Origin of the sequence: Virgibacillus pantothenticus (assembly GCF_018075365.1) — a bacterium.
Taxonomy (GTDB): domain Bacteria; phylum Bacillota; class Bacilli; order Bacillales; family Amphibacillaceae; genus Virgibacillus; species Virgibacillus pantothenticus.
In genome coordinates, this window is the sequence record NZ_CP073011.1 from 3,911,055 (window position 1) to 3,924,007 (window position 12,953).

General features: G+C 36.1%; 13 protein-coding genes and 1 riboswitch. Of the genes, 10 read left to right on the forward strand and 3 right to left on the reverse strand.

Going from position 1 to position 12,953, the window contains the following annotated elements:
- Positions 1–5 precede the first annotated feature (5 nt).
- Together KBP50_RS18240 and KBP50_RS18245 are read right to left on the reverse strand one after the other, a co-directional pair.
- Positions 6–1,334, reverse strand: coding sequence for an arsenic transporter (locus KBP50_RS18240; RefSeq protein ID WP_412768165.1), 1,329 nt, complete (start codon positions 1,332–1,334; stop codon positions 6–8).
- Positions 1,325–1,657, reverse strand: coding sequence for an ArsR/SmtB family transcription factor (locus KBP50_RS18245; protein ID WP_050351826.1), 333 nt, complete (start codon positions 1,655–1,657; stop codon positions 1,325–1,327). Before KBP50_RS18245 ends, KBP50_RS18240 begins: the two co-directional genes overlap by 10 nt.
- Positions 1,658–1,831: 174 nt before the next feature.
- Between KBP50_RS18245 and arsD the strand changes: the two genes are divergently transcribed.
- From arsD to KBP50_RS18295, 10 genes are all read left to right on the forward strand, one after another.
- Entirely contained in the window at positions 1,832–2,173 is a 342-nt protein-coding gene (gene arsD, locus KBP50_RS18250) for an arsenite efflux transporter metallochaperone ArsD (protein WP_050351827.1), read from the forward strand.
- A 21-nt stretch (positions 2,174–2,194) separates the two neighbouring features.
- Positions 2,195–3,976: an arsenical pump-driving ATPase gene (gene arsA / locus KBP50_RS18255; RefSeq protein WP_050351828.1), complete on the forward strand. Its 1,782-nt coding sequence runs from the start codon at positions 2,195–2,197 to the stop codon at positions 3,974–3,976.
- Complete coding sequence (locus KBP50_RS18260; protein WP_050351829.1) at positions 3,973–4,254, forward strand: iron-sulfur cluster biosynthesis family protein; 282 nt, start codon at positions 3,973–3,975, stop codon at positions 4,252–4,254. Before arsA ends, KBP50_RS18260 begins: the two co-directional genes overlap by 4 nt.
- A 480-nt stretch (positions 4,255–4,734) precedes the next feature.
- The gene (locus KBP50_RS18265; RefSeq protein ID WP_050351830.1) at positions 4,735–5,103 is read left to right on the forward strand and encodes an ArsR/SmtB family transcription factor; all 369 of its coding nucleotides are present in this window, start codon (positions 4,735–4,737) and stop codon (positions 5,101–5,103) included.
- Positions 5,096–7,267 carry a heavy metal translocating P-type ATPase gene (locus KBP50_RS18270; RefSeq protein ID WP_050351831.1) on the forward strand — a complete coding sequence of 724 codons (2,172 nt, stop codon included), beginning with the start codon at positions 5,096–5,098 and terminating at the stop codon, positions 7,265–7,267. The genes KBP50_RS18265 and KBP50_RS18270 overlap by 8 nt, the downstream gene beginning before the upstream one ends.
- Before the next feature lie 108 nt (positions 7,268–7,375).
- Positions 7,376–7,996, forward strand: coding sequence for a class I SAM-dependent methyltransferase (locus KBP50_RS18275; RefSeq protein ID WP_050351832.1), 621 nt, complete (start codon positions 7,376–7,378; stop codon positions 7,994–7,996).
- Between the two features lie 461 nt (positions 7,997–8,457).
- On the forward strand, positions 8,458–8,895 hold the full coding sequence (locus KBP50_RS18280; RefSeq protein WP_076362027.1) for an RNA polymerase sigma factor: 438 nt from the start codon (positions 8,458–8,460) through the stop codon (positions 8,893–8,895).
- Positions 8,879–9,136 carry a helix-turn-helix domain-containing protein gene (locus KBP50_RS18285; RefSeq protein WP_076362029.1) on the forward strand — a complete coding sequence of 86 codons (258 nt, stop codon included), beginning with the start codon at positions 8,879–8,881 and terminating at the stop codon, positions 9,134–9,136. Before KBP50_RS18280 ends, KBP50_RS18285 begins: the two co-directional genes overlap by 17 nt.
- Positions 9,137–9,649: 513 nt before the next feature.
- On the forward strand, positions 9,650–9,835 hold the full coding sequence (locus KBP50_RS18290; RefSeq protein ID WP_018709270.1) for a DUF3173 domain-containing protein: 186 nt from the start codon (positions 9,650–9,652) through the stop codon (positions 9,833–9,835).
- A gap of 38 nt (positions 9,836–9,873) precedes the next feature.
- On the forward strand, positions 9,874–11,085 hold the full coding sequence (locus KBP50_RS18295) for a tyrosine-type recombinase/integrase (protein ID WP_050351835.1): 1,212 nt from the start codon (positions 9,874–9,876) through the stop codon (positions 11,083–11,085).
- A gap of 56 nt (positions 11,086–11,141) precedes the next feature.
- Here the strand turns inward: KBP50_RS18295 and guaA are convergent, their stop codons facing one another.
- Complete coding sequence (gene guaA / locus KBP50_RS18300; protein WP_050351836.1) at positions 11,142–12,677, reverse strand: glutamine-hydrolyzing GMP synthase; 1,536 nt, start codon at positions 12,675–12,677, stop codon at positions 11,142–11,144.
- Between the two features lie 171 nt (positions 12,678–12,848).
- Positions 12,849–12,950, reverse strand: a riboswitch (purine riboswitch).
- Positions 12,951–12,953 lie beyond the last annotated feature (3 nt).

A 12,953-nucleotide genomic window follows, 5' to 3' on the forward strand; every position in this document is an offset into this window, starting at 1 on the left:
CCCTTTTAAAATATAGTAAGTGTTAAATAAAGGCCTAATAGTGTAATGAATAGGATAGGAATTGTTATAACGATTCCCGTTTTAAAATAAGTTCCCCATGAAATCTTTACTCCTTTTTGAGATAAAACATGGAGCCATACCAAAGTTGCAAGAGAACCGATTGGAGTTATTTTTGGTCCTAAATCAGATCCAACCACATTAGCATAAATAAGTGCTTCTCGAATTACACCCGAAGTATCAGTTTCGGCAATAGCCAAGGCATCAATCATAACCGTTGGCATATTGTTCATAATGGATGATAAGAAAGCAGCGATAAAGCCCATTGCTATTGTAGCGATGAATAGGCCCTGTTCTGCTGTCGCTTGAATAACGGTAGCCAATGCATCTGTAAGTCCTGCATTTCCCAATCCATATACTACCACATACATTCCGATTGAGAAAAATACGATAGCCCATGGTGCTCCTTTAATAACTGTTTTTGTATCCACTGCTTTACTATTTTTTGCCATAAGGATAAAGAATATCGCTATAACACCTGCAACAATAGAAACAGGAAGATTAATGAACTCACTTACAAAGTAACCAACAACCAATAATCCAAGAACATACCATGATAAACGAAACATTTTGTGATCCCTTATGGCATCTTTAGGTTCACTTAATTTAGATACATCATACGATCTCGGAATACTTTTTCGAAAGTATATTAATAATACAGTGATCGTTGCACCCAGAGAAAAGAAGTTTGGAATAATCATTCTAGATGCATACTCCACAAAACCAATACCGAAGAAGTCGGCTGAAACGATATTAACCAAGTTACTTACTATAAAGGGTAAGGAAGTTGTGTCTGCAATAAATCCACTAGCCATAATAAATGGAAAGATCATTTTTTCATTGAAATTTAAATTACGAACCATTGCGAGTACAATTGGTGTAAGTATTAATGCCGCACCATCATTTGCAAATAAGGCAGCCACAATTGCACCTAAAATACTTATATAGACAAACATTTTTATTCCATTGCCTTTTGCTATTCTAGCCATATGAAGTGCTGCCCATTCAAACAATCCTATTTCATCAAGTATTAAGGAAATAAGAATGATAGCGACAAAAGCCAATGTTGCGTTCCAGACAATTTCTGTTACTGCAATTACATCACTAAACCCAACTACTCCTACCATTAAAGCAAGAATAGCTCCACCTATTGCAGACCATCCAATCGACAGCCCTTTCGGTTGCCAAATTACTAAAATGAGTGTTACTAAAAATATTAAAACAGCCCAAAAAATCAAAGTAAAGCTCCTCTCTACTTCATTGCCGATTAGTCGCAAAGGACTCTTTTTCCTTCAACAACAAATGATTGAATATTCGCCTTCTTTGAAGGTAGCATGCTAGTCAAATGAAGAACTAATGTATATAGTTCATGCTCTTTATTTAAAGAATAGAAAATCCATTTTCCTCTTCTTTCTTCCAAAATAATTTCCACCTGTCTTAATCTCCTTAAATGCTGACTGATGGATGGCTGACTCATTTGAAGAAGTTCAACCAATTCACAAACACAGAAAGAATCAATCGTCAAATAGGAAATGATTTTTAATCTAGTTTCTTCCCCAATTGCTTTTAAAATTTGCTCAGCATTCGAATAAGTTAACATGAAATTCACCACCTTTTACATAACTAAATGCTAATGTCTACAAATATGACAAATTGATTAATGCCATTAAAGTTAATTGACAAAAACAATCTACAGGAATAGTATATAATCAAACGCTTATATAAGCAACTGTTTATGTGAGTTTTTTAAAAAATAAAGGGAGTGCTTATTACAATGAAAAAAATTGAGATTTTTGATCCTGCGATGTGTTGTTCCACTGGTGTCTGTGGACCAAGTGTAGATCCCGAGTTAATACGTATGGCCGCTGTTACGGAAAACTTGAAAGCGAAAGGATATGATATCACGAGATATAATTTAGCAAATGAACCACATGCTTTTGCTGAATCTACCGTTATTAGTCAGCTTTTAAAGGAGAAAGGTCCAGATGTTCTTCCAGTCACAGTTGTAGATGGGGAAATTAAAAAAGTAAAAGAGTTCTTAACAAATGAAGAATTACAGGAGTTAACAGGATTAACTAAAGAAACACTTGCTGCAAAGCCCCGAATTCAATTATAAAAAGGAAAGAAGGAATAAACCATGCATACGCTTTTTCATCCGAATAAATTTAAGCTAACCCCATTTTTATTTTTTACTGGTAAAGGAGGAGTTGGTAAGACATCTACAGCTTGTGCTACTGCTGTATCTTTGGCTGAAGAAGGAAAGAAGGTATTACTTGTTAGCACAGATCCAGCATCAAATTTACAAGACGTGTTTGATGTAGAGTTAACGAATAAACCAACGCCAATTCCTTCTATTGAAAATCTTTCTGTTGCTAACATTGATCCAGAAATATCTGCAAAAGAATACAAAGATAATGTGGTCGGGCCTTATCGTGATAAACTGCCTGAAGCTGTTATTAATCAAATGGAGGAACAGCTTTCAGGTGCCTGTACGGTAGAAATTTCTGCTTTTGATGAGTTTTCTTCTCTATTAACAGATGAAGGAATTCGTCAAACTTACGATCATGTTATTTTTGATACCGCACCAACTGGGCACACGCTTCGTTTATTACAATTGCCCACTGCTTGGAGTGGCTTTTTAGATGAAAACACTCATGGAGCATCTTGTTTAGGGCCTTTAGCAGGTTTAGAAGCTAAAAAAGAACTGTACAATGCAGCTGTTCAATCGCTTTCAGATCCTAAACAGACAACGTTAATGTTAGTTACACGTCCTGAGGTTTCGCCATTATTAGAGGTAACAAAAGCCTCAAAAGAACTTGGGGAAATCGGTATTAATAATCAAACATTACTTGTTAATGGTGTAATGAAAAATTATGTCAAAGAAGACGAAACATCTACTGCGTTTTATCAACGTCAACAACAGGCTCTTACATCAATGCCAGACGAATTAAAAAATATTCCAACTTATGAAATTCAGTTGGCACCATTTAATATCGCTGGAATTGAAAATATGCGACGTCTTTTTGATGAAACGTTCCCGACTGACCAAAATAAAGAATCGTTTGTCGATATAGAAACACCCCATTTACAAAAATTAATTGATGATATCCAAAAGAGTAAACAGCGAATTATTTTTACAATGGGGAAAGGTGGCGTTGGAAAAACAACAGTAGCAGCAGCCATCGCCATAGGATTGTCTGAAAAAGGAGAAAAAGTTCATTTAACGACAACAGATCCAGCAGCGCATATTGATGAAGTGCTGAATCACCAAACTGGAAATATCACCGTTAGCCGGATTGATCCTAAAGCGGAAGTAGAAAAGTATCAACAAGAGGTTATCGAAGCATCCAAACATGAATTAGATGAAGAGGGAATCGCTTATTTAGAAGAAGATCTTCGTTCACCTTGTACAGAGGAAATTGCAGTGTTTCGTGCATTTGCTAATATCGTTGAAAAGGCAAATGACGAAATTATTGTGATTGATACCGCACCGACAGGGCATACACTTTTATTATTAGATTCTACCCAGGCTTATCATAAAGAAATGGAAAGATCTACAGGGGAGGTACCTTTATCGGTTCAACAATTACTGCCACGATTAAGGAACCCAAAAGAAACGACGGTTGTTATTGTGACTCTGGCTGAAGCAACACCAGTACATGAAGCGGGACGTTTGCAAGATGATTTAAATCGAGCAAATATAACCCCTAAATGGTGGGTAATTAATCAAAGCTTATATGCAACTCATACAGTTGATCCTATATTACATGGACGATCAGTTTCTGAAATAGATTGGATAAAAGAGGTAGAGAAACACTCAAACAACAATTACGTAATTATCCCTTGGAAAATTAAAAATCCTGTTGGATATGAGGCAATAAAAGAATTAACTATCAATACGGCGGAGGTTTATAAATGATTATTACAGATCAAGCAAAATCGTATATTGAAAAAATGATGAAGGAAAATGGTGAGATTAATTTACGTTTTACTTTCGAAGGTATAGGTTGTTGCGGACCAAATTTTGGAGTAACTTTATCGGAACAGCAAGAAGATGATAAAGTTGAAATCATCAACGGAATAAATGTAAGTGTCGATAAAAGAGTAGTGGATGCTACTGAGAATATTACATTGGATTTTGAGGGAACAGAAGAAGACGGAGGACTTGTCTTTCAAAATAACAATAGTTGTTGTTAGTAATGCAGTTTATAAGAGGTTAACTTGACTAGGTTGACCTCTAATTTTATCTAAATGAATTTTAAAAATATTAGGGTAAATGTTTTTAATTCAGTCTTTATGCATCCATATGCTACAGGTAATTAAAAAGTACCTGTAGCTTCAAAATAAATCAAACTTTGCTTTTATCACACTGGACAAAATAGTAATTTTAAATACAGTATCAAAGATATAAGGGATTTGATTTTTTGAGCGTACTTCTTCAATCTTTAATTCGTGCATTCGAATAATCGTGTCGAATTATGGCCGATTAGTGCATGTTAAACTAACCTTAAAAATGTAATTGTTTTTCAAAAAACGAGACAATTGAATAAAAATCAGGCATTGGGAATTGGGAGAATCCAATTCTTTTTTATCTTCATTCAAGCAATTACTTGAATAATATCGGGAAAAGGTTATAATATATTCAAGTAAGTATTTGAATGGGAGTGGAATGAGAAAATGAATAAGAAAGACACATGTGAGATTTATTGTTATGACGAAGAAAAAGTTAATCGAATACAAGGAGAAATAGAGAAAGAAGACATTTCTAGTGTTGCCCAATTATTTAAAGCTATTGCTGATGAAAACAGGGCAAAAATTACCTTTGCTTTGTATAAAGGTGAAGAGTTATGTGTTTGTGATATAGCAAGTATTATTGGTGTCACGGTTGCAAATGCTTCCCACCACTTACGCACACTCCATAAGCAAGGAGTTGTAAAATTTAGAAAAGAAGGGAAATTAGCATTTTATTCGCTTGATGATGAGCATGTTAAACAGCTCTTTGTCATCGGATTAACGCACATGAAAGAGGTGAAATTAAATGTCTGATCGACAAGCTAAATTATCTGAACGAGAAATGAAAACATATCGTGTTCAAGGATTTACCTGTGCAAATTGTGCAGGTAAGTTTGAAAAAAATGTGAAAAAACTTTCGAGAGTTCAGGACGCAAAAGTAAATTTTGGTGCATCTAAGATATTGATTTCCGGTGATGCAACGATTGAAGAACTAGAAAAAGCTGGGGCATTCGAGAACCTTAAAGTGACTCCTGAAAAAACTGCCCGTCATGTTTCGCAAGAGGTAACGGAAGATACGAAAAAAGAAAAAGTTCCATTTTATAAAAAGTATGGTACACTGCTTTATTCGACTTCGTTCCTTGTTTTCGGTTATCTCTCCTACTTTGTAAATGGAGAAGAAAATCTTCTTACAACCCTATTATTTTTAGCATCAATGTTAGTAGGCGGATTGTCGCTTTTTAAAGTAGGTTTGCAAAACTTATTACGCTTTGAATTTGACATGAAAACCCTTATGACAGTAGCTGTTATAGGTGGTGCCATTATTGGTGAATGGGGAGAAGTTGCTGTTGTTGTTATTCTCTTTGCTATAAGTGAAGAGCTTGAACGATTCTCCATGGATAGAGCAAGAAATTCTATTCGTTCCCTAATGGATATCGCTCCTAAGGAAGCACTCGTTACACGTAATGGGCAAGAAATTATGGTCCATGTCGATGATATTGCTGTTGGAGATATCATGATTGTAAAACCTGGTCAAAAAATCGCAATGGATGGTGTAGTCGTAAATGGCTACTCTGCCGTCAATCAAGCAGCTATTACAGGTGAATCAGTCCCCGTTGAAAAAACGGTAGACGATGACGTATTTGCAGGTACTTTAAATGAAGAAGGATTACTTGAAGTAAAAATAACGAAACTTGTAGAAGATACCACAATTTCTAAAATTATTCATCTTGTAGAGGAGGCACAAGGAGAACGTGCTCCATCGCAAGCATTTGTCGATAAATTCGCGAAATATTACACACCGATTATTATGATCATTGCAGCATTAGTTGTTATAGTCCCTCCTTTACTCTTAGGTGGCAGTTGGGAAACATGGATTTATCAAGGGTTAGCCGTTCTTGTTGTTGGCTGTCCTTGTGCGTTGGTCATATCGACTCCAATCTCTATTGTTTCAGCAATTGGGAATGCTGCGAAAAAAGGTGTTCTTGTAAAAGGTGGAGTGTATTTAGAAGAAATGGGTGCCTTAAAGGCAATAGCATTCGATAAAACAGGGACATTAACTAAAGGTGTTCCAGTTGTAACTGATTTTAATGTATTAAATAATCACATGAATAAAAGAGAACTATTGGCGATCATTACTGCATTAGAGTTTCGTTCCCAGCATCCTCTTGCTTCAGCAATCATGAAAAAGGCAGAAGAGGAAAACATTTCATATTCTGATGTACTTGTAGAGAATTTCTCTTCTATTACAGGTAAGGGTATCAAAGGGATTGTAAACGGAGTGACTTATTATATCGGTAGTCCGAAACTTTTTAAGGAATTATTGACAGCAGATTTCGATAAAGGCTTAGAGCAAAATGTCACTGTTCTTCAAAATCAAGGTAAAACAGCCATGATTATTGGAACAGAAAAAGAAATACTTGGAGTTATTGCAGTTGCTGATGAAGTTCGTGAATCAAGTAAGGAAATTATTCATAAGTTACATCAACTTGGAATCAGAAAAACAATTATGCTAACAGGTGATAACAAAGGTACTGCTAATGCAATAGGCGGTCATGTCGGGGTATCAGATATTCAAGCTGACTTAATGCCGCAGGACAAGTTAGACTTTATTAAACAGTTAAGATCCGAATATGGCAATGTTGCTATGGTTGGAGATGGTGTTAATGATGCACCTGCATTGGCGGCCTCAACAGTTGGTATTGCAATGGGTGGAGCTGGTACAGACACAGCTCTAGAAACGGCAGACGTCGCTCTAATGGGAGACGATTTAAGAAAACTTCCATTCACTGTAAAACTCAGCCGGAAAGCCCTCAATATTATCAAAGCTAATATTACTTTTGCCATTGCTATTAAATTTATTGCCTTACTATTGGTTATCCCAGGATGGTTAACGCTCTGGATTGCCATCCTTTCAGATATGGGAGCAACCATAATAGTAGCGCTAAACGGTTTACGACTAATGAGAGTGAAAGAATAAATGCTTAATAAATTACTTTATTGAATTAAAAGGTCATCCCTTCTTGTCCGAAAAAGAAGGGATATTTAATAATAGATAAGTTATATTCAATCATTTGGGGAGGGAATGATGAACAATTCTTGGAATCGAGTAATATATAAAATTTGGACTCCAATTTATGACAAGATTTTTAATTCAGGTGTATTTTTAAATGCACGAGGGCAAATATTTCAGGATATGCCTTTTTATAGCAATCAAAAGGTACTTTTTGTTGGTGTAGGAACAGGTGCTGATATAGAGTTAGTAAATCACTCTACTTTAGATATAACAGCAATTGATTTTTCACCTGATATGCTTAAAAAGGCCAGAGCGAAATTTAAAAGTACACCTATTAATTTTCTGGAAATGGATGCTCAAAATATGACATTTAACAATAAATCGTTCGACTATGTAGTTGGAAGTTTAATCCTTTCGGTAGTACCAGATGCAGATAAGTGTTTTCAAGAAATGATGAGGGTTTTGAATCAAAGTGGCAAAATAATTATTTTTGATAAATTTACTCCTAAAAGTAATAGACTTTCGTTATCCAAAAAAATGCTTAGACCATTTATTAAATTTTTAGGAACAGATATTGGATTGAATTTTGAAGAGTTGTACCTCAGGCATAATAAAAATTTAAAGATAGAAGAAGATAAACCCATAATGATGAATGGAATGTATAGAAAAATAATTATTAGTAAAATTAGTTAAGTATGCTTATTCAACAAACGAGCGATTGTGGAAGAACGGAAAGTATTTTAGAATTTCGAATGCCACACTATTTTCCTATTACCCTTTAATTCAACATAAAAAACCGTTGTTTGTTAAGATATATAGCTAACTACAAATGGCGGTTTTGAAAATAATAAAATTCAAAACTGCTGTTTTACTTTTTAAAAAGAGGGTTTCGAGAGGTGTATTAAGTTTTCTCTTTTTAAGAACGTGACGGTATAAAGGAGGATATCGCCATGTTTATTTATTTTCACCCTGATTTAATACAATTAAATATATTTTCATGCCCAACTGGCTTAAGTTCAGTTGGTTTTTTTGCGGTTTATTCGTTTTTAAAAAATTATTCCTGATATTTTTGGCATTTCATAAAAAATCTTGTTGAAGGTTATGAAAGGGGAAATCATCACCCACCTTTGCAGTTGCGAAGGGAGAGGAATTGCATGATAGAACCAAATCGTACCGAATGGCAAGTTCGCTGTGCATTTAATGCCTTTTGTAAACGTGTATTGAAGAATGAAGCAATTAATATTTACAACGAAAAGCAACAACAACAAGCAAAGGAGATGACATTTTCTGATCTCATGCCACAGGAAGAAAATCAACTCTATACCCTAGATCAGCATTATGAGGGTGAGGAGACACAAGGTTTTCAAGTAGCAGGAAAGAGAATTACTCCTAAACTTCTTGCCAAAGCGATGCATACCTTGCCAGATGAGAAGCGAACCACCGTCCTACTATACTACTTTTTTGACAAATCAGATGTAGAAATAGCTGAACTACTCGATATTCCACGTAGTACCGTTCAGTATAGGCGGACAAGCTCTTTTAAAAGGTTAAAGCGATTTTTGGAGGAACATGCAGATGACTGGGATGATTGATGCTAACACTAAGAACAACGAGCGTGGCTTATTGCCGTATCCAATTATTTTAGCTGCAAATAAGGGTGAACCAGAAGCAATGAAAGTAGTTGTTTTGCATTATGGAAGCTATATAACAAGTTTGTCCATGCGTAAGCTTCGTGATGAATATGGAAACACTTTTTGGGGTGTCGATGAAGATACACGTGATCGCTTACGATCGAAGCTTATGCAGTCCGTGCTAGTTTTCAAGATTTTGTGAAATAATGGTTAGGTTTTCCCTTTCATTAATCATATGTTTGTTCTTTGACAAAGAAAGCACGGATGATAACACCGTGCAGTATACACAAAAAATCAGATACGTTCTACTGATGATGAGCCACCTGATTCATACGCCATGACTTTCGTTAGGAACGAGCGATAATCTATGAGTCTAATGCAATCGTGGTGGATTGCTGGCGATAACCCACCAGTTAGGATAATGATATTCCCCTACCGTCATGGTTCGAGCGTTCAAAGCGTCGTAAGCTATGAGTAGGGCTGGAAGAAATACTTGCAGGGGTGAAATTCCCGTGGAGCTGTACCAACAGCCGTCTGGTTTTTATATTTTATTTTAGTTTGAGAAGAAGGCTAATCATCAAGTTATGAAAATAGAACTTTTTATTTTTAGTGCAAGAACCAAATTCACGCAACGTATTAGAAATTGTTTTACAGACGCGATATAATAATAGACAGATATCAAATAGCATATCCTAGTCTATGGAAAGGAGTTCATATGGTCACAGTCACTAAAAAAGACTTGATAGCGCTAGGTTATGGTCCCTCTTTTTCAGCTGATATCATTAGAGAATGTAAAAAACTAATGATTTCAAAAGGGCATACGTATTATCAATCTAAAAAGTTAGATCGTGTTCCTAAAGAAGCTGTAGAGGAAGTATTAGGGATAACTTTAGATGTGTGATTTGTACTTCTTGCACTAATTGCGTAAGGAGTGAAATCATGACTAAAGATATCGTCAAAAAGGCAAAGAACGGAACTTATTATTTTAGGGCAAATTTAGGATATCACCCCATCACTGGCAAGCAAATTCAGAAATACCGCAGTGGTTTTAAGACTAAAAAAGAAGCAAGGGAAGAATATTCGAGGTTACTTCTTACAAAGTCAGACGCATTAGAAGAAAAGCAAGATGACGTTTTATTCCAACATTTTATTGAAGATATTTTCTTACCTTGGTATAAAACACAAGTAAAAGGAAGAACGTACGATAATCGATTACCGACTGTAAGAAAGCATTTCACTTTTTTTAATAACTTAATCACAACAGAAATTACCCCGATTCATGTTCAAAAATGGCAATTAGCGTTATCTAAAAAGAAGTATCGTTCTTCTTATATTAGAAATGTTCAAGGGTTGTTTTCTATGGCAATGGATCGAGCTGTTGTTTTAGGATTAGCTGAAAATAATCCATCAAAAATTGTAGGTAATGTGAAGAAAACAAAGACAAAAATAGACTTTTGGACAAAAGAAGAATTTGAAAAAGTCATCTCTCTTTTCTATAAAGAAGATTATTATCAACATTTTTTATTTATTTCATTGTGGTTTTTATTTATGACAGGCATGCGAATTGGAGAAGCCACTGCGATTCAATGGGAAGATATTGACTTTGACAAAGGTCTGTTATCTATCGATAAAACACTTTACTATAAGAATTTGGATAACTATTCTTTTGTAGAACCAAAAACAAAGGCTAGTGTTCGTCATATTGCATTAGATGGAGATACATTAACGTTACTCCGCGAATGGAAGGACGCGCAGCAATCTGTCGTTCAAACCAATTTTGTAATGAGCTATAATGGTATCCCCACACAAAAGCATACGTTAGCGAATGCCATTACACGTTTTTCAAAAAAAGCTGGGGTTCATCGAATTAGATTACATGCTTTAAGACATTCTCACGCTTCTTTGCTTATTAGTATGGGCGAAAACCCATTAATCATTAAAGACCGCCTAGGGCATGAAGATATTGAAACGACACTTGGCACCTACGGACATTTGTATCCAAACAGTAACTTTGAAGTAGCCCATAAATTAGAAGGTATTATGTCTTACCAAACAGCAACAGAAAATGAAGATACTTCACCCAAGAATCAATTCACTGCTCGTTACCTACGTAAAGGATTAAAAACAAATAATGCAATAACAATGCAATGAAAATAGAGTAAAGAGCCGAAACCCTTGTAAACAAAGGGGTTTCAGCTCTCCAACAACTATTCCCACTCAATGGTCGCAGGCGGCTTACTCGTCACATCATACACTACCCGGTTAATATGAGCTACATCGTTCACGAGACGGGTCGAGATTTTCTCCATGACATCCCAAGGGATACGTGCCCAGTCGGAAGTCATACCATCAATCGAGGTGACTGCACGGATACCGATCGTGTAATCATACGTGCGGGCATCGCCCATAACACCAACGCTTCGAATGTTAGGAAGGACAGTGAAGTATTGCCAAATATCACGGTCTAGACCAGCCTTAGCAATTTCCTCACGCAATATCGCATCAGATTCGCGAACAATCTCTAATTTTTCTTCGGTTACTTCTCCTAAGACACGGATAGCTAGTCCTGGACCTGGGAATGGCTGACGCCAGACGATATGTTCTGGTATACCTAGCTGAGTTCCTAATTCACGAACTTCATCTTTAAACAATGTATTTAACGGCTCGATTAATTCAAATTGCATATTTTCTGGTAGTCCACCAACATTATGATGTGATTTAATCGTTTGTGCTGTTTCTGTACCACTTTCAATAATATCAGTATAAAGTGTTCCTTGCGCAAGGAAATCAATGTCTTTTAATTTAGCTGCTTCATCATCAAACACATAAATAAATTCATTACCGATAATTTTACGCTTTTTCTCTGGATCGTCGACGCCCTTTAATTTCGTTAAAAAACGATCTTTAGCATCCACTTTAATAATGTTCATATGGAAATCATCAGCAAATACCTTCATCACATCGTCAGCTTCATTTTTACGAAGCAAACCATGGTCAACAAAAATACAAGTTAGCTGATCACCAATCGCTTTATGAATTAATGCTGCAACAACGGAAGAATCCACCCCACCGCTCAATGCACATAATACTTTGCGATCGCCGACTGTTTCTTGGATCTTTTTTACTTCCATTTCAATAAAATTCTCGATGGTCCAATCGCCGTTGCTCCCGCAAACAGCAAATACAAACTGCTTTAATACATCATTTCCGTACTCAGAATGACGTACCTCAGGGTGATACTGTACACCATATAGTCCTTTTTCCTGATAACTGATTGCAGCAATTGGTGTCGATGGACTTGTAGCATCAACCTGGAAGGCTTTTGGTGCTTGAACGACTTTATCACCATGGCTCATCCACACTGTTTGTTGTTTTGGTGTACCTGTAAACAACGTCGGTTCTCCTTGAACGTCGATTTCAGCTTTTCCATACTCGCGATTTTTAGCTTTCTCCACTTTTCCGCCATAATGCAATGCCATCAATTGCATACCATAGCAAATTCCTAATACGGGAATGCCTAAATCAAAAATTTCTGGATCGCAGCGAAAACTATTTTCATCATATACACTATGTGGTCCACCAGAAAGAATAATTCCTGTTGGGTTTATTTCCTTAATTTCTTGAGCTGACAGCTTATGAGAGTGCAATTCACTATACACACCAAATTCCCTAATCCGCCGTGTAATCAATTGATTATATTGGCTGCCAAAATCCAATACTAAAATCATTTCATTTGTCTTCATTTGCGTTACCCCTATCTATATTCTGTTCCTTCCAACATCATGCGTTCGTATCGAGTAGCCACTCGACCATTTCCAGAAAGATCCTTATCACTCGCTTTAATTAACCAGAAATTGAAAAACTGGATTACCACCTTTTGCGTCGACAAAAATGCAAAAAGGCAGCATCCAGCTATATGGATGTTCTGCCTTCATAGTCAAAGCATTTACGGTGCTCTGGTAGATACTTTCGACCCATATTGTCGAGGATATACGAACGGCAAATGATTATTTTCATTC